Annotated in this window: 16 protein-coding genes, 1 riboswitch and 2 other annotated features; of the genes, 1 reads left to right on the forward strand and 15 read right to left on the reverse strand. The window is 47.8% G+C overall.

Annotated features, from left to right (window positions below):
* Positions 1-57: 57 nt before the first annotated feature.
* From groL to OB236_RS15150, 9 genes are all read right to left on the reverse strand, one after another.
* Positions 58-1,695, reverse strand: a complete 1,638-nt coding sequence (gene groL / locus OB236_RS15110) for a chaperonin GroEL (protein WP_076235488.1) — start codon at positions 1,693-1,695, stop codon at positions 58-60.
* Between the two features lie 176 nt (positions 1,696-1,871).
* Positions 1,872-2,153: a co-chaperone GroES gene (gene groES, locus OB236_RS15115; RefSeq protein WP_076235489.1), complete on the reverse strand. Its 282-nt coding sequence runs from the start codon at positions 2,151-2,153 to the stop codon at positions 1,872-1,874.
* 232 nt (positions 2,154-2,385) lie between these two features.
* Positions 2,386-3,147 (reverse strand): twin-arginine translocase subunit TatC, encoded by a 762-nt coding sequence (gene tatC, locus OB236_RS15120; RefSeq protein WP_262684738.1) that lies wholly within the window; start codon positions 3,145-3,147, stop codon positions 2,386-2,388.
* A 36-nt stretch (positions 3,148-3,183) separates the two neighbouring features.
* Complete coding sequence (locus OB236_RS15125; RefSeq protein WP_262684739.1) at positions 3,184-3,474, reverse strand: twin-arginine translocase TatA/TatE family subunit; 291 nt, start codon at positions 3,472-3,474, stop codon at positions 3,184-3,186.
* A gap of 35 nt (positions 3,475-3,509) precedes the next feature.
* Positions 3,510-4,514 carry a molybdopterin-binding protein gene (locus OB236_RS15130; RefSeq protein WP_262684740.1) on the reverse strand — a complete coding sequence of 335 codons (1,005 nt, stop codon included), beginning with the start codon at positions 4,512-4,514 and terminating at the stop codon, positions 3,510-3,512.
* The gene (gene mog / locus OB236_RS15135; RefSeq protein ID WP_076235493.1) at positions 4,504-5,004 is read right to left on the reverse strand and encodes a molybdopterin adenylyltransferase; all 501 of its coding nucleotides are present in this window, start codon (positions 5,002-5,004) and stop codon (positions 4,504-4,506) included. The genes OB236_RS15130 and mog overlap by 11 nt, the downstream gene beginning before the upstream one ends.
* Positions 5,005-5,045: 41 nt before the next feature.
* On the reverse strand, positions 5,046-5,528 hold the full coding sequence (gene moaC / locus OB236_RS15140) for a cyclic pyranopterin monophosphate synthase MoaC (RefSeq protein WP_076235534.1): 483 nt from the start codon (positions 5,526-5,528) through the stop codon (positions 5,046-5,048).
* A 97-nt stretch (positions 5,529-5,625) separates the two neighbouring features.
* The gene (locus OB236_RS15145) at positions 5,626-6,261 is read right to left on the reverse strand and encodes a 5-formyltetrahydrofolate cyclo-ligase (protein WP_262684742.1); all 636 of its coding nucleotides are present in this window, start codon (positions 6,259-6,261) and stop codon (positions 5,626-5,628) included.
* Between the two features lie 225 nt (positions 6,262-6,486).
* On the reverse strand, positions 6,487-7,242 hold the full coding sequence (locus OB236_RS15150) for a helicase-related protein (protein WP_262684743.1): 756 nt from the start codon (positions 7,240-7,242) through the stop codon (positions 6,487-6,489).
* Between the two features lie 374 nt (positions 7,243-7,616).
* Here OB236_RS15150 and OB236_RS15155 point away from each other — a divergent pair, with 374 nt between their 5' ends.
* Entirely contained in the window at positions 7,617-9,581 is a 1,965-nt protein-coding gene (locus OB236_RS15155; RefSeq protein ID WP_076235496.1) for an ABC-F family ATP-binding cassette domain-containing protein, read from the forward strand.
* A 256-nt stretch (positions 9,582-9,837) separates the two neighbouring features.
* Here the strand turns inward: OB236_RS15155 and OB236_RS15160 are convergent, their stop codons facing one another.
* From OB236_RS15160 to OB236_RS15185, 6 genes are all read right to left on the reverse strand, one after another.
* Complete coding sequence (locus OB236_RS15160; RefSeq protein ID WP_262684744.1) at positions 9,838-12,324, reverse strand: hypothetical protein; 2,487 nt, start codon at positions 12,322-12,324, stop codon at positions 9,838-9,840.
* Between the two features lie 333 nt (positions 12,325-12,657).
* On the reverse strand, positions 12,658-13,494 hold the full coding sequence (locus tag OB236_RS15165; protein ID WP_262684745.1) for a class I SAM-dependent methyltransferase: 837 nt from the start codon (positions 13,492-13,494) through the stop codon (positions 12,658-12,660).
* A gap of 174 nt (positions 13,495-13,668) precedes the next feature.
* Positions 13,669-15,303: a 2-isopropylmalate synthase gene (locus tag OB236_RS15170; RefSeq protein WP_262684746.1), complete on the reverse strand. Its 1,635-nt coding sequence runs from the start codon at positions 15,301-15,303 to the stop codon at positions 13,669-13,671.
* Between the two features lie 94 nt (positions 15,304-15,397).
* Positions 15,398-15,717, reverse strand: a binding site (T-box leader).
* A gap of 45 nt (positions 15,718-15,762) precedes the next feature.
* Positions 15,763-16,061 (reverse strand) — a binding site (T-box leader).
* Between the two features lie 147 nt (positions 16,062-16,208).
* Positions 16,209-17,606 (reverse strand): NCS2 family permease, encoded by a 1,398-nt coding sequence (locus OB236_RS15175; protein ID WP_262684748.1) that lies wholly within the window; start codon positions 17,604-17,606, stop codon positions 16,209-16,211.
* Between the two features lie 182 nt (positions 17,607-17,788).
* Positions 17,789-17,889: riboswitch (purine riboswitch) on the reverse strand.
* Between the two features lie 391 nt (positions 17,890-18,280).
* A complete protein-coding gene (locus tag OB236_RS15180) occupies positions 18,281-18,928 on the reverse strand; it encodes an ABC transporter ATP-binding protein (RefSeq protein WP_076235499.1) in 648 nt (215 codons plus the stop codon).
* A complete protein-coding gene (locus OB236_RS15185; protein WP_262684749.1) occupies positions 18,925-20,577 on the reverse strand; it encodes an ABC transporter permease in 1,653 nt (550 codons plus the stop codon). The genes OB236_RS15180 and OB236_RS15185 overlap by 4 nt, the downstream gene beginning before the upstream one ends.

Below are 20,577 nucleotides of genomic sequence, written 5' to 3' on the forward strand. Positions count from 1 at the left end.
AGCCCGGAATCTATTAAGGAATCTCAGGCTGTAGTATCCTAGCAGTCGGGTCGCTTCTTAGAAGCCGCCCATTCCGCCCATGCCACCCATTCCGCCCATATCAGGCATAGCTGGTTTGTCTTTTTCCGGTTTGTCAGCGATAACCGCTTCAGTAGTTAAGAAGATAGCTGCAACGGATGCTGCATTTTGCAATGCGGATCGTGTTACTTTCGCCGGATCTACGATACCAGCGTCGAACATGTTCACCCATTCGCCAGTTGCTGCGTTGTAGCCAATGCCTACAGCTTCTTTTTTCAAACGCTCAACGATAACGGAACCTTCTTGACCTGCGTTAGCTGCAATCGTGCGTACAGGCTCTTCAAGAGCACGTAGAACGATGTTCACACCAGTTTGCTCGTCGCCATCGTTGCTTTTTACAGCAGCTACAGCCGCATATACGTTAACAAGGGCAGTACCACCACCGGATACGATACCTTCTTCAACAGCAGCACGAGTTGCGTTCAAAGCATCTTCAATGCGAAGTTTGCGCTCTTTAAGCTCAGTTTCAGTAGCTGCACCCACTTTGATTACCGCTACGCCGCCAGCCAATTTAGCCAAACGCTCTTGCAATTTCTCTTTATCGAAATCGGAAGTTGTTTCTTCCAATTGTGAACGGATTTGGGAAATACGAGCGCCAATGTCTTTCTTGTCGCCAGCACCGTCAACAATGATTGTGTTTTCTTTAGTTACACGAACTTGACGAGCGGAACCCAATTGATCCGGTTGCGTCGATTTCAGGTCAAGACCCAGTTCTTCAGTAATTACTTGTCCGCCAGTTAATGCTGCAATATCCTGAAGCATAGCTTTACGACGATCGCCAAAGCCTGGAGCTTTAACAGCTACGCAAGTGAATGTGCCACGAAGACGGTTAACAACTAGAGTTGCCAATGCTTCGCCTTCAACATCCTCAGCGATAATTACAAGCGGTTTGCCTTGTTGAACAACTTTTTCAAGCACAGGCAAAATTTCTTGAATGTTGGAGATTTTTTTGTCAGTGATCAAGATGTACGGGTTTTCCAAAATAGCTTCCATTTTGTCCGTATCTGTGATCATGTACGGGGAAATGTATCCACGGTCGAATTGCATACCTTCAACCACTTCAAGCTCAGTTGCAAAGCCTTTGGACTCTTCAACTGTAATAACGCCGTCTTTGCCCACTTTTTCCATAGCTTCAGCGATCAATTGACCTACTTCGTCATCAGCAGCCGAGATAGCAGCAACTTGAGCGATCGATTGTTTGCCTTCGATAGCTTTGGAAATGTTTTTCAATTCTTCTACAGCTGCTCTAACCGCTTTGTCGATACCTTTACGGATAACCATTGGGTTAGCGCCTGCAGTTACGTTTTTCAAGCCTTCACGAATCATCGCTTGAGCCAATACAGTTGCAGTTGTTGTACCGTCACCAGCAACATCATTGGTTTTGGTAGCTACTTCTTTAACCAGTTGAGCACCCATGTTTTCGAATGCATCTTCCAATTCAATTTCTTTAGCGATCGTTACACCATCATTGGTGATTAACGGGCTGCCGAATTTTTTTTCAAGAACAACGTTACGACCTTTAGGGCCCAAAGTGATTTTTACTGCATTGGCAAGCGCGTCAACACCACGAAGCATTGCGCGGCGAGCATCTTCACTAAATCTGATATCCTTAGCCATTGTGTGAAACCCTCCTGAAATAAATGTATTTGAACAACATTCCGTTTATCTTCACAAGAAACATCAGATACCTTCTGCTGGACTGATCCTGAATGTATGCTGATGCTATAAGTAAAAGCCGGCTAAATTCGCATTAGCAGCTGGTGATAGTCTATAAGTATAGGATCTTCTGTTAACTACTCGATAACGGCAAGAATGTCGCTTTCGCGCAATATAAGAAGCTCGCGTCCTTCAAATTTCACTTCAGTACCTGCATATTTCGAGAAAATGATGCGGTCGCCTTCTTTAACTTCAAGCGCAACACGCTCTCCATCTTTCAGTACGCCACTGCCTACCGCTACAACTTGACCTTCTTGCGGTTTTTCCTTAGCAGTTTCAGGCAAGAAGATTCCACTTGCTGTTGTTTCCTCTTTAGCAATGGCTTCAATAATTACGCGATCACCTAACGGTTTGATCATGAGAAAATGTCCTCCTTTGAAATATGGTTCTGAATTTTTAGGTTACTGTTAGCACTCGAATATGTTTAGTGCTAACAACACTTATTATGATAATCAGTTTCGTAACATTTTGCAAGTTTTTTTAAATAATTTACACAACTTCATCATTGTATCCATTGGAATTGTTATTATACAACCGGCCTATTAAAGAAAAAACCACATTTGCAGCTCCAATCCGGCTGTAAATGCGGTATTATTTGGGACCGAATTCCTCTTCCCATTCCTGATCCTTGATCAGCTGTTTGCGGTATATGGATCCCGATAGCCACACACTGACCTCATAAAGCAAAATCATCGGCAGCGATACGACCACAGCGGAAATCAGGTCCGGCGGCGTGATCATTGCAGCAACAATCACAAGAATCATATACGCATAACGGCGTAGTTTGTGAAGTCTTTTGGGATTGAGAATGCGCAGCTTGGTAAGAAACATAATAATAATCGGCAGTTCAAAGATCAGCCCGATCGGAAGCAATATGTTGAACATAAACGTAAAATATTGCGTGATCCCATAGGTTTCCTTGATGTCCAAACGTTCGGAAATTTCCGAAGTAAATATAAATGCCATTTTAAAAACGACAAAATAAGCAAAAGCCAACCCGATCAAAAACAGTAGAAAAGCAAGCGGGATAAAGATCAGTGAAGCCTTCTGTTCTTCAACACGCAGACCCGGCTTGAGGAAAGACCATATTTGATACAACGCAAAGGGCAAAGTGACAATCAGACCTGTAATCAAGGCAAAATTCATATACAGCTTGATGGAATCCCATGGAGAAAAGGCGTTCCAGGCAATTCCTGATGCAGGGGGAACATTTTTTAGATACAGGATTAATGGCTGTGCCACGATAATACCAATCACCATGCCACCTATTAACACGAGCAGCACCCAAATAATCCGTTTGCGCAGCTCACCAAGATGCTCGACCAAGGACATGCCTTCATCATTATTCGTCATGATTCACCAACTTTAGCTTGTTGTAGATACTCCTGTTTACTCCGGAAGTCTTCGGGAATCCTTTTGTTGCGTACTTGCTTGAGGAGATGGCTGTACCACAGACTCCTGCTGGCTTGCAGCTGCTGGGGCAGCCGGTTGAGAAGGAGGTGTAACATCCTTCCGTTCTTTTTCAGGTTCGGATTCAGTGGCAGCACTCATCAGATCGTTGGCACCGTTTTTAAAATCACGCAGCGTCTTGCCAAGGGCACGACCCAGCTCAGGCAGCTTGTTCGGACCGAACAAAATCAACGCCACAACTGCAATCAGCAGGATATGGGTAATACTCATATCGTCCAGCTCCATTTCTTGTTTATCTTAGCAAATTAACATCCGTATAATCCGCCGTAGCCCATTTCCGTAATATCGGCTCGGACAATCGTTTCTCCAGCGCATATACGAGGCAGCAGCACATCAAAGGAGGTATAAGGATCATGCATCACACAACCAGGTAACCCCATAATCGGCACCTCACCCAAATAACCGATCAGTAGCATCGAGCCTGGCAGCATAGGGGTACCATAGCTGACGATTCGTGCCCCGGCCTGCTTAATCGCACCTGGCGTCCGGTCGTCAGGGTCAACGGACATTCCGCCGGTCACAAGAATCAGGTCTGCCTTCTGTTCTTCCAGAAAGTAACGGATCTCACGCACAATCGTGTCACTTTCATCAGGGGCCAGCCGCTGTTCGATGACCTCGGAGCCGAGCGCAGCTACTTTATCGCGTACAATAGGGCCAAATTTATCCTGAATACGGCCCTTGAAAACTTCGCTACCAGTCGTGATCAGCCCTACACGCAGGGACCGAAATGGCTTGACTTCGATCACGGATGCTGAAGCACCCGCTGCTAACGATTCCACCTGTCCAACCTTCGCTTCCTCGACCACAAGCGGAATCACTCTAGTCCCACTGAGCGATTGACCGGGCTTGACGACCGTATTCGTCTTGATCGTTGCCAGCACAATCTGCTCGATTGCGTTGATGGCATCAACAGCCGTCTTGTCGATTTTGGCCAATCCATGAATCGCTGCCTTTAGATTGATTTTCCCCTCGTGAGGAGCAGTCAGCTCCAAATTGGGTCCAGCTACGGCCTTCGCCATACGCAGTGCCGCTTCATCCTCATGCAGCCACCCCGGTTGAAGATCGAGCACATAGATATGCTCCTTACCAATATTTAATAACGGAGGAATGTCCTCCTCACGGACAACATGACCTTTTGTAAACAACCGGCCTTTGAACTGCCCGGGAATAATCTGCGTCAAATCATGCGCCAGTACCAGCCCAATAGCTTCTTCCACCCTGACTTCCCGCAGCATCGCTTCAGGTTTCATTGCCATGATCTCCTACAAGGCCAGTCAAAATGCCAAGTGCATGTGGCAATTGGCCCATAATCGCCTCCAAATTTTCAGAGACACCCTTGGGGCTCCCCGGCAGGTTGATAATGAGGGTTCTGCCGCGCAGTCCGGAAACCGCTCTGGACAGCATCGCTTTGGGTGTTTTTTGCATTGAAATCATACGCATCGCTTCGGCAAATCCAGGAGCCTGTCGATCAATTACAGCGAGAGTCGCTTCTGGCGTTACATCTCGTGCAGCAAGACCGGTTCCACCAGTCGTCAAAATCAGATCGACCTTGAAATAATCGGTCATTTCAATCAATGCAGCCATAATCTCATCTTTCTCGTCCGGTACGACCCGATACTCAATGATTTCTCCATTGATCTCTTCTTCAATCAACTCACGAATAACCTGGGCGCTCGTATCTTCCCGCTCTCCTCGGAAACCTCGGTCGCTTGCGGTCAAAATCGCCACCTTCCAACGCATAAGCTTACTCCTCCCCATGGCTCCATTGTAACGTATAGTTATTAAGAATCAGTGTCATTTCTATGAAAATCGCCGCTTTTACCGCCTGTTTTGCTAACCAGCAGCGTGGGACCGATAATCATCCCTTTTTCCGCTGCCTTACACATATCATACACGGTGAGTGCAGCTGCTGAGACAGCGGTTAATGCCTCCATTTCAACACCGGTCAGGCCCTTGGTCCTGACACTTGCTTCTATGTATAATTCATTCATTCCATTATCGGAGAAGCGGACATCCACACCCGTCAAGGAGAGGGGATGGCACATCGGAATCCAGTCGGATGTTTTCTTGGCAGCCATAATCGCCGCAACCTGGGATACCGCCAGAACATCCCCCTTCCCAATTCTGCCTTCTTTGATCAACTCCAGTGTGGAAGGCTGCATCGTAACGGTAGTCCGTGCGGTAGCGACGCGGCTGGTCTCCTGCTTGTCCGATATGTCGACCATCCGGGCTCGACCCTGATCATTAAAATGGGTTAGCGGCATTGGCTCGGTCACAAGGAAGCCCCCTTTCGATCCAGATGATAGTAAAGCGCGGCGCGATAAAAAGACACATCATCAGACAATACACCTGAATCTTGCTTTAAATCGATTTTGTTGTTTTGGGCGCACGAATCGTTCTCGCTTCCGTAATCAGTTCATCTAATCGGAAATCGAACAACCCCATAGGAACTTCCTGAATAATCTGGGTGTCAAAAGCACCTGCAATAATGTAAGGCTTCGTATATCCGGACCGAACATACTGCTGCATGAACCGATCGTAGTAGCCCCCACCGTAACCCAGCCGTCCCAAATGGGAGTCAAATGCCAAGCCCGGTACAAGAACCACATCAATATGTCGGATATCGATGGAATGCTGTGGCGTATCAGCCGCTGGTTCCGGTATCCCATATTTCCCCTTTTCCAAATCGGAATAGGAGCGAATTTCATACAGCTTCAGCTTTTGCTCTGGCTGTACCTTCGGTATAAGCACACGGTACTCACGGGTCCAACAGGACTCCATAATCGGAGTGATATCGACCTCAGACTTAATCGGCATATAAGTAAAAATCGTGGGCTTACGGCCCAGTTTCGTGCGTGATTCCAGAACCTCATCAATACGACGTAACATCAGTTCATTAATGCGTGCTGATTTGGTGCTGCGTTCAGTCGGTGTCAGGCCATTTCTTTGCGCCTCGGCCCGGCGTCGCAGCTCTATTTTCCATTCTTTGATATTCATGGCAAGGCCTCTCCTTGATGGTTCGCAACGTGATTAACATCATTCTAACATATCATGAGAAGAAAAACAGTATTCGGTGTCAGCAGGTCTAATTGCCTTTATCAAAATCCGGCATTTTCCGATCATTTGCTGCCGCTTTATCCATTGGATCCGCATACTGCTGATCATAATTGACAACCTCCAGGCTCCAACATTTCTACAATTTCCATAACCTGTACATCGGACTCAGCTGCGATTACGTTTTCTCGTTCGATAATCGTCGAGAGATAACAGATTGGAGCCTCTTTCCTGTGGTGCAGCCGGAGATTCCATAGATGTCTGTGCCTGAAGTGTGGGCAGCAATGCCTTCCAGGCAGGAGACCCCTGCTTAATATATGGTAGCGAGGCTGCATCCAAGGTAGCAGTACTTTCATGACGCTCAGCAATGACAGCAGCATCGATAATCGTGTATTCACAACCCTGCTCTCTTAAAAGTCGCTGCCTTTGTGTAGCATACTCCTGCTCCTTCGTGTCTTTGGTAACAACCGAGTATATGTAGGTATTGCCACCTTCCGACTCAGGATACACATGACGAACGAGCTGCTGCGACTCTTCCTTTCTTGAACCAAAAGATCCCGATACTTGAATCATCACACGCGCGTCAGGTATAACAATAGTTGATTTGGCTGCCTTGAAAACAATAAGGGTTCGAAGCTCACCTTGACGGAATTGCTCATACAGCTTGTCACGCTTAGGACTTGCCATTTTGCCTGTAATGAGTGGTGCATCAACTAACTGAGCGATCCGCTCCAACTGGTTCAAATTCTGCCCCAGCACGAGCACCCTTTTATCATCCGAATGCTTGCTCAGCAGCGATCTGACTATATCCACTTTACTTGAAGCCTCAGCTGCAATCCTTGCCTGAGCTCTCGCTTCAGACAATGCATACTCACTGCGTTCCTCCCGCGTCAGTTCGACACTTATTTCCGTACATATAATCATAGCAATCCCCCTTCCTTCTTCAGTGCTTACGTGGCACATGAACCTTCATCTAAAATCCTACCTATTCGACTGAATCCTTTCATCATTTAAACCGCTGGTATAACCCGACTGTAAATCTCTTTTCAACAGAGATGAGTAGGCTATATTTTAACATAAACGACAGGCTATCAAAAGAAATGGCAGCAAGTGTCCTTAAAGCTTACAAGCTGAAAAATAACCGCGAACATGATACACTGATATAGGTTGTTCAAAAAGTCATCGTGGGATCACGAAACGCTTTTTCTAAGAACACTTGTACTATTCGGTGCTGACTAAAAGACTTTTGGACATATTTTATTATAAGATACGCTTTTAACTATTTGGGAGGATTATGTATGCTGCTGCAAGTATCAGGAATATCGAAAAGCTACGGCATTTCCGCTGTGCTTTCAAATATATCGTTGCAAATTGAGGCTCGTGAACGGATTGGACTGGTTGGTGTTAACGGCGCCGGCAAATCAACGCTGCTGCAAATTATCGCTGGTGAAATGTCTTATGACTCGGGCGAGCTGTTCAAGGCCAAGGAAACGAAAATTGGCTATTTAAAGCAGAATAGTGGTCTAATCTCGGACCGTTCGATCTGGGAAGAAATGAAAAGCGTATTCACGCATTTGGAGGAAGCCGAGCAGGAGCTCCGTCAGTTGGAGATTATGATGGCCGACCCTGCTGTGCTGGCTGATGAGAAACAAACGGAAGACACGATGAAAAAGTATGCCGCACGCTCCGAGTGGTTCAAGGAGCAGGGCGGCTATGAAGCCGAAGCACGGATTCGTGGGGTGCTGCATGGGATGGGCTTTGGCGATTTTGCACCGGAAACTTCCGTAAACACGTTAAGTGGCGGTCAAAAAACACGGCTGGCCTTAGCCAAGATGCTGCTGCAGGCGCCGGATTTACTGCTCCTGGATGAACCTACGAACCACCTGGACATCCCGACACTCACCTGGCTGGAGGGCTATTTACGCTCGTATTCCGGCGCTATTCTGGTCGTTTCGCATGACCGCTATTTCCTCGATGCCTTGGTCGACGCCATCTACGAAATCGAACGGACTCATTCACGCCGTTACACCGGTAATTACTCCAAATATGTAGATACGAAGCAGGCTGATTATGAGACACAACTGAAGCAGTTTGAGAAACAGCAGGGTGAAATCGCCAAAATGGAGGAATTCGTTCAGAAAAATATCGTTCGAGCTTCCACAACCAAACGTGCACAGAGCCGGCGTAAAGCACTCGACAAAATGGACAGGCTTGATAAGCCGATGGGCGATTTGAAAAGAGCTCATTTCTCATTCGAGGTTGAACAGGCGACAGGCAAAGAAGTGCTGAACGTCCAGCATGTAGCCGTATCATACGATCAAACCAAACCCCTGCTTAAGGATGTTTCCTTCCAGCTGCGTCGCGGCGATACTGCCGCCTTGATTGGTCCTAACGGGATTGGCAAATCGACACTGCTCAAGGCCTTAATGGGTCAGCAGCAGCCATCAAGAGGTATGATCGATTGGGGCTCTAATGTAAAAATCGGGTATTATGATCAGGAGCAATCCGGGCTGAATCCGGCCAATACGATCATTGATGAGGTATGGAACGCTTTTTCCCATATCGAGGAGGCTCGAATTCGCAAGGTACTGGGCAGCTTTTTGTTCAGCGGTGAGGATGTGTTCAAGAAGATTTCCGCACTGAGCGGCGGCGAGAAGGCAAGAGTCGCACTGGCCAAGCTGATGCTGCAAAAAGCCAATGTGCTTATTCTCGATGAGCCAACCAACCATCTGGATTTGTACAGCCGTGAGGTGCTGGAATCCGCTCTTATGGATTATGAGGGAACGCTGCTGTTTATATCGCATGACCGATATTTTTTAAATAAAATGGCTGAATCGATGCTGGAGTTGACGCGTGTTGGTGTCACCGCTTATTTAGGTAACTACGACGACTATGTCGAGAAAAAGCAGGAACTGGCCGAGATTGAACGGCAGCGACTTCTATTGGAGGCAGCCAAAAGCAAGAGCACCGTTGGTAAAGGTACTGCTGGTAACATCGGTCAGCCAGCGGTTGATGCCGGAAGCGGCGGCTACGAGTCTGGCAAACAGGCCAAACGCGAGGATCGCGCACGCCAACGCAAGCTCGAACAGCTGGAGCAAACGATAGCGCAGCTTGAGGATGAGCTGGTCGCACTGGAGGCAGAGCTTGCCAAGCCAGAGGTCTTCAACGACTACGTACGCGTTCAGCAGACGAATGAAGCCATCGAAGGCAAAAAAGCCGAGCTTGCTGACTGCTACGAGCAGTGGGAGCAGTTGGCTGAATAGCTATAATGATGTAGGCCGATGACAATGGATCGGATAAGCGTGATAGGATGTACCTGACAAAGCAAAATAAACGGAGTCCTTGACGGCAAGACTCTAAAAAACCAACGACACCGGTACGGTGTAATATAGATGTATATTTACATGGAAGGGCGATGCTTTAGCTGGCATCGCCCTTCTTTGTTACAACATCAATGATTAACGTCATTAACTTTACGAGTAGGACGGTAACGCTTGCGAAATGCCGCTACGCTCGCGCTTAGATGTCATCAAGCCTTAATAACAGTAAGGGAACACTGCCATATATAATCATCGTCGCTGCTGCAACAATACCCGAATCGTTCAGCAGCAGCGCAGCAATCGAACCGATCGCATTGGCTGCACAGCCATGCATCAGATAGGGGTACCGCCGCTGCCATTGCTGAAACCGTCCACGCGGCCGCAGCACCAGAACCGTCATGACCAGAAGCCCCGTGATCAGCACCTTGCTCCAAGCCGACACCATAATCAGATGCCCGTTCATATTAAGCTTCCTCATGATGGTCGCACCAATAACATCGAGCCGCCCTTGCCCCAGCGACCCGAAGGCACGGCCGATATGGCTTTGCCCATCGGCCGCAAGTCCAGTGGCTGCACCTGCATTCAGCAGCCACAAGGCCCCGAGCGCTGCGACGAGCAGCAGCGCGAGGGCTGGCGCCAGCTGCCTCCAGCTGCGCCAGCCTGCGAGGCGCGCGGCCAGCGCGCCAAACCCCACCGCCGCGGACAAGGCGCCGCCGGCGTTCGTACCAAGTCCCGGCGCCGCGAGGTAGCCGGTGACGACCGCGCCGACTCCTGCCGCAGGCAGCCAGGCGTTCCGCCCTTTCGTTTGTCCCGCCGATTGTACTGGCGGTATGCTGCCCGAACGGCCGTCCGTATGCCGCCAAGGTAGCGCTGCGCCAAGCGGCTTGCGCCGGCGAGTGAGCCGCTGTGCCTGGGCTAGCGCGGTAAGAGCGAGGAGCGCGCTCCCGAGCAGCACGCCCATGAACTCGTTGCCAATCCCGTAATAACGGGCTCCGATCATTACATCATAACCAAGCACGGAGCCCTTCATCGCTTTCGCTTCATGCAAGCCATCGTAAAAAATAAGCAGGCTCACGATCAATCCGCACCAGAATAAACCAAGCATCATATACTTGGGATGGTTGGCAGCCCATGCCAGTGCTAAGCTTGCACACAGCACAAAGGTGATCATGAGCATCACAGCTTCAGTTGACGCAGTAGAGGCTGTAGGCAGCCACCCCATCGCCAGCAGCCCCGCAGGTAAGAGCAGCAATGAAAATAACAATGCCCGCCAAAACATTTTTTCCTTATCCCGGATAGGTCGTAACGATTTGAACAGCACTGCTAATAATACAAGAAGCATGACGACAATCTCATAGATCGCGAGTCCATACAGCAGACTGGGGCGAAGCTTGTATACACGCTGCTTACGGCCCACATCCTCTAACAAGTGCTCCAGTGCATTAGGTGTAACTTCAGCGGTCATCGGGAAACCGATCATCTCTTTGGGGGTCGAAAGTCCATACGACTGTAATAAGGTCGGTGCTAGATCAACCAGCGATACAACCCCGGTACGCCTCGTAGTCGCAGAGGTTAACAAGCTTTCCCCACCCAACGGTACATAACGAACTATCGGGGCCAAAAGGGCCTTCTGCTTCAGTGCGTCTGCATTCACCTGAGGACTCATGATCCACAGCTCTGCAGCTCCACCCGATACAGTATCCACAGAAGCAGCGAGCTGCCCAATGAATTGATCGATCTCGGACAGGATCCTCTGCTTCAACCTCCCGAAAGCAGCTTGATCATAACTATTGCGTTCCTCATACAGGCGTCCCAAATCTCCCAGCTCCATAACTGTGAGGGCGGGTAATCTTTGCTCTTTCCATTTTTCCATTAGCCAGCTGTAATGAGTGGCCACCCCATAAGGACGATCATGATTCACCAGCAGCCCTTGACCGCCAACATCTCCATCGGCAACCGTGCCCTTTTTATCCATGACAAGCAGTGGTGCAGACCTGCGGAATCTCTTATCTGTGACTGCTGCAAAATTATTGCCATTATCCCAAGCTGTACTACGGGCATGATCCATATTTCCCCATACACTTAAGCTTACTCCCGCTGCTCGCAGCATCTCACCCAATTGTCCTGGGCTTGCCTGATACCAATTGGCTGCATTCTTACGGTGAATATTAGCGATTGTTGGTATAATAATGTTTCCATCTGCTTCTTGCCCCATAAGACGACGATAATACGGTCCTACCCATTCTTGATCTACGCGTTCTCCCTGATTCAGGCTCTGTACACTCGAATCTGCTTCAGCCCACTGTCCTGCACCCATGGATATATATACATTTTCCAAGCCTTTTGCTGGGGTCCGAATATTCATTGCACCCCACGCAGCATGCAGCCCAAGTGCCTTCAAATGGGGCATCCCTTCCGTTAATCCGGCTTCCTGATCTTCCTTCTGAGGCAACCCCAGCACACCATCGCTTCCTGCCCAGCCCATTTCCATAAAAGATAAACCTGGAATTGAAAGTAATACGATCTGTTTACTTAATGGAGAAAAATGATTCCAACGGTTTTCTTGACTTTCCTGCTCCGCAAGTACACAAGTACCCATCGACGAGCAATCGTACACCAGTAAGCTGATGAGAAATACAAGGAACCACTGCCAAAGCGTTTTGCTGTTTTTTGGCCTTTTCGACAAACTGACCACCTCCCGCCAACCCTTAACGAGAGTAACATCCCCTAATTTTTCCCTTTATATGCAATTTACGAAGTAAAATCCTTGTCGTTATTATCCACAATCTTGTCCACATAACGATGTCTTCATTTTTACTTAACAATCAATACTTCTATTTCTTATCAACAGGTTTATCCACACTATCCACAGGCTGATTGTGAAAAAGTTATCCCGCTTTCGCCAGAAATAAGAGGACAAAAAAACGTTGCTGTACAAGCACTCACACCACTTACCCCCACTATACACAAGGGCTGTGGATAAGTAATATCCACAGCCCTTTTTCCTGATTTTACAATTCTAAATATTCACACATTTTTGACTATATTTTTTCCTGCCAATATACAAAATATGGGATGAAGATCCTAACACATAAGGGTTTTCAGCTGTCCTCAGAAAAATGTCGAAAATTTTCTCTATTTCCTCATCCCCACGTTCCCTCCAGTAATTCCATTGGGCCTGTGAGAGCAGTGAACCGATATTGGAGGAACCGATGATTTTTAACGTTTCAAAGCCCTGAGTTTCCATAAACGGTTGAATCTCTTCTATGTTATAATAGTAAGCTCCTGTAAATCTTCCCTCATCCTGATGATCAAATGTGCCGGTTTCCATAAAGCGAATAATTGCATCAGCCTCATCATGGGGTTTCCAATTTGTGGGTGACAGCAGAGAGCTTAGCACGTGGCGTACTCGCGGCATAAAAGCCACGAATACGACTCCATTCATTTCGGTAACCCTGTTCAGCTCCTGCACAGCGGCCACTCGATCCGCTTCTTGCTGCAAATGGTACAACGGCCCGAGCATCAAGGAAGCTGCGAATTGACCGTCTGTAAACCGGCTTAAATCTGTCGCATCAGCAACCTCAAAAGCAGTAAATTGCTCCAGCAGGCTTAAATCTTCCGCTTTAGCCCTCGCTAACTCGACCAGCTTCGGTGTCAGGTCGGTCAGCGTTACCTTGTATCCAAGCTGTGCAAGCTTCATCGCATATTTACCGGGACCCGCTCCATTATCCAGAACTGCTCCATGTCCAGACAAATATTGCTGAATATAGTGCCAATTGATGTTGAATTCCAACGGCTCCCGGTCCAAACGTCCCCATTCATCAAAGGTCTCATAATACTTAACAATCCGGTCCATCGTCATCACCCTTCCCAATGGCAGTTACCAAGCCAACCGATGAATAGATTGCACTATGCATACTAGCGCTTTTTACAGCCTAAAATCGACGTATCATGAACACATAGCCATACTATTGTGAGCCAAGCTCCAGATACGTCGACTCTCCGGCTGCTCCCTATCCTAAGCCCCCACTTACGGAATCGTGATCTCAACGTCCTCGCTGGAAAAAGCATCCTGAGCAGCCTCATTGATTTGATGCTCCCGTATCGCCTGATTGCAGGCCGCCATGAACGCTTGAGCCACTGCCATCAATACATCCTGATGTACCGATACACCTCTGTAATGATTTCCTTCCACGCTTACGGTAACAATGGCTTCACCATTAGCCTGCTCACCTGATGACAGCGAGTACAGCTCCAGATCGGTAAATTGTACATCCAGAGGCAGTGCCTGCTTGATACCCGCAACCAATGCTTCGACAGCGCCATCTCCCGTTCCCGAGCATACCAGCTCTTTGCCCAACCGATTGTCCTTAATGATGCAGGAGGACATCCGATGTCCTTCAGTGCCTGTCAGAACCTGAGCCTGCACCAGCGTATAAGGCTCCAGCACCTCATTGACGGTATGACCGATCAGCTCCAGCAGTTGATGATCCTGTACAACCTTTTGGCGATCAGCCAGCTCCTTGAACTGCACATACAACGATTCCATCTGCTCGCTCGTCAGCTCCACGCCGAATTGGCTTACCCGGTGCTTGATTGCGTGCCGTCCCGAATGCTTGCCCAGAATGATCATGCTGCGCGGTACACCCAGCTTTTCCGGATCCATAATTTCATACGTATTCCGATTTTTAAGCAGTCCGTCCTGATGAATGCCTGCCTCATGCTGGAACGCGTTGCGCCCCACTATCGGTTTATTAAAGGCAATCGGAAAGCTCATTGCCCGGCTCACCATTTGAGAGGTGGCATAAATATGCTCAGTACGAATACCTGTTTCCACCCCCAAGGCTCCTTTACGAGTTTCAATCGCCATGACCAATTCCTCCAGCGAGCAGTTGCCAGCACGTTCACCGACACCATTGACCGTCACCTCAACCTGAGTGACCCCCGCACGAATTGCGGCCAAACTATTGGCGACAGCAAGCCCCAGATCGTTATGGCAGTGGGCACTGTACTCCACCTGCTTGCCACCTCGTACATGATTCATCACTCTGGTGAACATCGCACCGTATTCCTCAGGCATCGCGTAGCCAACGGTATCAGGAATATTGATGATCGTAGCCCCTTCTTCAATTGCCGCCTCAATGATTTCGAATAAAAACTCATCACCCGTCCGCGTAGCATCCATCGGAGAGAACTCTATACGCTCTACAAACTGCTTGGCATAAGCTACCATCGAGCGAGCGATATCGATAACCTGCTGCCGCGATTTGCGCAGTTGAAAATCCAGATGAATGTCCGATGAGGACAAGAACATATGCAGCCTTCTCCGCTCAGCGGCCTCAGTCGCACGAATCGCTGAATCGATATCCTCCTTGACTGAGCGCGCAAAGCCGCATATTTCAACGCCATGTATCTCCTGCGAGATACGCTGTACCGCCATAAAATCTCCAGGGCTTGAGATCGGGAATCCAGGCTCGATCACATCAACACCCAGCATAGCCAGCTGTTTGGCGATAACAATCTTTTGTTCTGGGTGCAGCGTAGCTCCTGGTGCCTGCTCACCATCTCTCAGTGTAGTATCGAATATGCGGACTCTTTTAAAAGAGCTTGATTCCTGGCCTGCTTGCTGTGCCTTCTGGTTTGTTTCGTTGTTTTGGGTTGTCATAGGTAACGCCTCCTCAGTATAATAAACCGCAATTTTCTTTAATTCTTTATTGTTCTCAGCTAATATCCACGCAAAAAAGACCCATCGTCTCTGTATAAGAGACGACAGGCCTTTGGCTGCCGCGGTACCACTCTTGTTGATTTCCCGAAATAGGAAATCCACTTATGCGCATCGTGTTTAGCAAGGAATGGGCATGAATGGCTGCTAAGCCAATCTCAAGCGTACACTCTATCGATGCGCTCCCCGATCACGTGGGGATTGTCCGTCGAAGCCTACGACCATCCAGACTCAAGCTGGATGATGTTCGGCTTCACCGCTCCCGGGCGAGCTTCAAGCCTCTTTTGACTGCGTCGCACCACCCCGCAGCTCTCTGGACAAAAGATAAGCTTTACTACTCCCGTTCTTCGCGTTTACTTGTATCCTGTTTTAGTGAAACTAAAAAGACCTGCCGTCTCTTGTATAAGAGACGACAGGCCGTAGCTTGTCGCGGTACCACTCTTGTTGACCTCAGCTGTTAGCTGAATGTCCGCTTAGAGCACTGATGATAACTCCGGATTGACTGTAACCTCGATCCTGTATATCCTCAGCACAACCCGATCACGGAGGCTACCCGTCAGAACCTAATTCAAAGTGCAGCGCTACACCGATTCAGTTCCACCGCTCCCGGGCGAGTTTCATTGGCTTCTCTGACTGCGTTGCACCACCCGCAGCTCTCTGGACAGATCCGACCGACTACTGTTCCCGTTCTTCGCGTTTATGATATTGTTTGTTAGTATAGTATGCCGGTCAGCAGATGTCAATGCTCAAAAAATAAAATTAATATTTTAATTTTCACTTAGGCTTGCCCAAATAGTAAAAAACGGCGCCCCAGGGAGCACCGTTATATTCCTCAACACTCAGTATGATTAGCCTTCGCTGCCGATGAAAGCATACCGTAGTATAATCAGCACAGCAAGCACCCACATCAGCCAGTGAACCTTATAGGTACCACTTTCTCTGAAGTTGGCAACCGTTGCAAGAATGACATACGTTACAATACCAAATGAAATACCGTTAGCAATATTGTACGTAAACGGCATTAAGGCAATGGTCAAAAACGCTGGAATTGCAACGACATAATCTTGAAAATCAATATCCTTGACCGATTGCATCATCAGCACACCGACAATAATCAGAGCAGCAGCCGTAGCCGACCCCGGAATCAAAGCAGCAATAGGAGCCAGGAACAAGGCCAGCAGGAAGCACACCCCTGTCGTCACCGCTGTTAAGCCTGTTCGTCCACCCTGTGCAACACCCGCAGCGCTTTCTACAAAAGCCGTCACCGTGCTTGTACCTACCAACGCGCCGCCACTAACCGCAACGGCATCGACCATCATCGCTTTACCGACTTTTTTGTTGCCTTCGGCTTTATTTTTCATAAAACCGGCACGATTCGCCGTTCCCACCAAAGTGCCAAACGTATCAAATAGCTCGACAAATGTGAACGTCGCGATCACCGATATAATTCCGACATTCATCAGCCCTTTAAAATCAAACTGCGCAAATGCCAGCTTGCTCAGATCCGGCACCCATGTGGTTTTGGCGTCGCCCAGCATGCCGAGATTAACCTGTCCCATGAAATACCCAACTACGGTTGTGAGCAAAATACCAAACAAAATGGCTCCGCGTACACGCAGCACCAGCAATACTGAAATCAGCACCAGACCGATGATACAAAGCACAACGCCTGGATCCTTCAAACTCCCCATATGAATAACCGTTTCAAACGATAATACATCCGTAAACTTGTGCGCAGGAATATCCTTGCCTGATTCAACCGCTACCGTCATCAGTCCGCTGTTTTTCAAGCCTATGATCGTAATAAACAGACCAATACCGACTGTAATGGCATGCTTCAAACTATCCGGCACCGCTACCAGCAGCAACTGACGTACCTTCGTGACGGTGAGCAGAATGAAGATCAATCCAGAAATAAAGACCGCCGCTAACCCCATCTGGAACGTAAACTGGCCTTGAGAAGATAAAATAACTGTTGCAAAATACGCATTGAGTCCCATACCCGGCGCTAACGCAACTGGAAAGTTCACGAACAGTCCCATTGCAATCGTCATCACACCGGCCGCTATCGCTGTTGCCAAAAACACAGCCATCCAATCCATCCCTGTAGCACCTGAGCCAAACGCACTAAGAATGTTCGGGTTGACCGCCAAAATATACGCCATAGTCATGAACGTCGTTAAACCGGCCATGATCTCGGTACGTACCGTGGTGCCGTTCTCTTTCAATTTAAAAAATCGATCCATTACCCCAAATCCCTCCAAATGGTTTCTTGGAACAACGAAAAAACTCAGCCCGATTTCTGCTAAGTTCGCAAACAAAGGCAATAACTACCATAATCCCCTAATCCATAACCAGTAAACCTGATATACGCCCCTTATTTTGCATAAGGAATCACTATAGGTGTCGGTTATCTTGAGGATAAGATGGTCATCCTTCGTTTGTTCGTAGCCAGATCATTTACGGTGATCTCGTAGAAACTTCCGGGCCTATTCCCGAAATTATACGAATCGCTATTTTCCTTTTGATATCATTTATTTTAAAAGCGTATGTCCAGCTTGTCAATCGATTTTCCGAACAATTTTAATAAAAATGCACCTTCTTGTTCGTTATTTATCCTGCAGCTTAACTAGAAAAGATCGCCCTGTATGGCCTTGTCCACCCTTCACTCCTTTTCATTCCTGAAATTCCATTTTCAAAAAAAAAGAGACCCACAGCAACGGGCCGCGGGTCTAAAGTATATATTTTAAAAGGGGGGTTGAGTACTAGTATAGGCTATTTACATGTAAATCAGATGAATATCAGATTACATGTTTATTACAAATTTATTCCCATTCAATCGTAGCGTCGTAGACGATCCGGTTGCCACCCTTCCGGGTGATTTCCGTGTATTCAATACGGACCTGGAAGCTAAGTAAGCTTATCCTGCGTTAGTCATATGAACAATCCGGTCACATATAGCATCGGCATCTTCTTTATCATGGGTAACGAGAATCGAAGTAATGTTTGCCGTTCGCAGTAGTTGACGCAACTCCTTCCGAATTTCCCCCTTCAGTCCGGCATCTAAATTACTGAAGGGCTCATCCATGAGCAATACAGCCGGTTCCGGCGCCAAAGCACGTGCAAAAGCAACACGCTGCTGCTGCCCTCCGCTAAGCTCGTGCGGATACCGCTTCCCATAGCTCTCCAGCTGTACAAGCTCTAACATCGCCTGCAGCCGCTGCTTACGTTCAGCTCTGGATAACCGGTGTAATCCGAACATAATATTTTGCGCTACAGTTAAATGGGGAAAAAGGGCATATTCCTGAAAAACCATACCAACGCCGCGGGCTTCAGGCTGAATGAATGACCTTTCGCTCACCATCATTGTACCATTGATCACAATGTTTCCTGAAGAGGGTACCTCCAGCCCGGATATGAGCCGAAGCAGCGTGCTTTTCCCGCAACCGCTCTGACCGAGGATACCAACCACTTCGCCCTGGTCCAACTGCATAGAGAAATCGTGAAGCACGCTCTCATTGCCTTTGGCATATTGAAAAGAGATACGGTTCATTTCAAAAAAAGTCATTCTGAATTTCTCTCTCCTAACCAGTAATAGAAATAAACAGAGATCATCCCAACGGCTATAATGAATAAGGAGGGAATGGAGGCTTGATGAATTTGTTCGTCACTGGCGTATTGGTAGGCTTTTGTGGCTAATGTGTCAAAATTAAATGGCCTCAGAAGCAGAGTGAGCGGCAGCTCTTTGACAATTTCCATAAAAGCCAAAATACAGCCTGTGAACACAGCTCCTTTGATCAATGGCAAATCGACCTTGAAAAAGGTTTTCGTAAGCCCCAACCCCAGCAGCCGGGATGCTTCCGTGTAACGATTTCCTATCTTTTCGAATCCCGCCTCCACAGAATTAAAGCCAACGGCTAAAAATCGGATCACATAAGCGAAGATAAGCATAAGCAATGACATACTGAGCACCAGCTTGTTCACCCCCCAACCGAACTTCTCATACAACCCGCCAAGCTGGTTATCCAATGAGATGAACACAGCAAGTACCCCGATCGAGAGAACGGCTCCTGGAATCGCGTACCCTGAGGAAATAAGTTTGGACAAAATAAGTGTAAAAGCGGAGCGCTGATAACGGCATACGTTAGCCACAATAACAGCAAAAAGCATCAAAACAACGATCGAAACCAGCGATATAAAAAGTGTATTGAAGAGAAGCCCCCAGAATTGGGAACTCATAACTTCCTTGTACGTCCATGTCGCCCATACACTCAGCTGAAGGACTGGAACCAGAAAAGAGAACGAAACAATAAGACCGCTTAAGATAACAGCTATAAGTGCAGGCATACCGTGTAGTCGCCTCCGGCTAAGAGGGCGGGTCCTGCTTGTTGAAGCATGATACCGCCTCCGTTTCCGAAGAACTCTTTCAATTATGAATAAGCCGATAATAAAGCTCATTAGCAGTGCAGCCAGCCGAATCGCCGATTCTACGTCATACATGCCAAACCAGGTTTGAAAAATGGCAGTAGTAAAAGACTGAATCCCAAAGTACTTTGTAACCCCAAAATCATTCAATACTTCAAAAGCGATCAGACTTACTCCCCCGATAATCGCAGCCTGCGACAGTGGCAATACAACCCTAAAAAAAATATACAGTGGATTTTTACCTAACAATCTGGCATTTTCAATGAAAGAGGCACTTTGCCTCTCCAGGAACATTTTTGTGATCAGATACACATAAGGAAATAAAAACAAGCTGAAAATAACAATGGCTCCCTTCATCGACATTATATCGAAATAGGCTTGATTCAGATTCCAGCCCAGAACATTGCGCATAAAAATTTGAACACTGCCTGTGTAACCCAACATGTTGGCATAGGTATAAGCTGCAATGTACGGTGGAACAGCGAGCGGCAGCACAAAAGCCCAAGTAAAAAAACGTCTGAGCGGGAAATCATAGGCGGCTATTAGCCAGGCAAGCGTTACGCCAATCAACACGGTACAGATACCTGTACCGAGCACAAGCCATAAAGATTGCATAGCATAATCCAGCAGTAAATAGTCCTTTATATGCTGCCAATTCTCATTAGGGGAATGAAAAAGACCTGTCACAATATATAAAGACGGAAGAAGGGCCGCGAAGGCCCCTATCACGCTTAATAAATTCCATCCGTTGCTATATTTCTTCAGGTTGCGCAGCCAAGCGGAAACAATCAT

Source organism: Paenibacillus baimaensis (genome assembly GCF_025567575.1).

What these genes read in the sequence shown, in the direction of transcription:
- groL (WP_076235488.1), bottom strand. Translation starts at nt 1,695, where the DNA reads ATGGCTAAGGATATCAGATTTAGTGAAGATGCTCGCCGCGCAATGCTT.
- groES (WP_076235489.1), bottom strand. Translation starts at nt 2,153, where the DNA reads ATGATCAAACCGTTAGGTGATCGCGTAATTATTGAAGCCATTGCTAAA.
- tatC (WP_262684738.1), bottom strand. Translation starts at nt 3,147, where the DNA reads ATGACGAATAATGATGAAGGCATGTCCTTGGTCGAGCATCTTGGTGAG.
- OB236_RS15125 (WP_262684739.1), bottom strand. Translation starts at nt 3,474, where the DNA reads ATGAGTATTACCCATATCCTGCTGATTGCAGTTGTGGCGTTGATTTTG.
- OB236_RS15130 (WP_262684740.1), bottom strand. Translation starts at nt 4,514, where the DNA reads ATGAAACCTGAAGCGATGCTGCGGGAAGTCAGGGTGGAAGAAGCTATT.
- mog (WP_076235493.1), bottom strand. Translation starts at nt 5,004, where the DNA reads ATGCGTTGGAAGGTGGCGATTTTGACCGCAAGCGACCGAGGTTTCCGA.
- moaC (WP_076235534.1), bottom strand. Translation starts at nt 5,528, where the DNA reads ATGCCGCTAACCCATTTTAATGATCAGGGTCGAGCCCGGATGGTCGAC.
- OB236_RS15145 (WP_262684742.1), bottom strand. Translation starts at nt 6,261, where the DNA reads ATGAATATCAAAGAATGGAAAATAGAGCTGCGACGCCGGGCCGAGGCG.
- OB236_RS15150 (WP_262684743.1), bottom strand. Translation starts at nt 7,242, where the DNA reads ATGATTATATGTACGGAAATAAGTGTCGAACTGACGCGGGAGGAACGC.
- OB236_RS15155 (WP_076235496.1), top strand. Translation starts at nt 7,617, where the DNA reads ATGCTGCTGCAAGTATCAGGAATATCGAAAAGCTACGGCATTTCCGCT.
- OB236_RS15165 (WP_262684745.1), bottom strand. Translation starts at nt 13,494, where the DNA reads ATGGACCGGATTGTTAAGTATTATGAGACCTTTGATGAATGGGGACGT.
- OB236_RS15170 (WP_262684746.1), bottom strand. Translation starts at nt 15,303, where the DNA reads ATGACAACCCAAAACAACGAAACAAACCAGAAGGCACAGCAAGCAGGC.
- OB236_RS15175 (WP_262684748.1), bottom strand. Translation starts at nt 17,606, where the DNA reads ATGGATCGATTTTTTAAATTGAAAGAGAACGGCACCACGGTACGTACC.
- OB236_RS15180 (WP_076235499.1), bottom strand. Translation starts at nt 18,928, where the DNA reads ATGACTTTTTTTGAAATGAACCGTATCTCTTTTCAATATGCCAAAGGC.
- OB236_RS15185 (WP_262684749.1), bottom strand. Translation starts at nt 20,577, where the DNA reads ATGATTGTTTCCGCTTGGCTGCGCAACCTGAAGAAATATAGCAACGGA.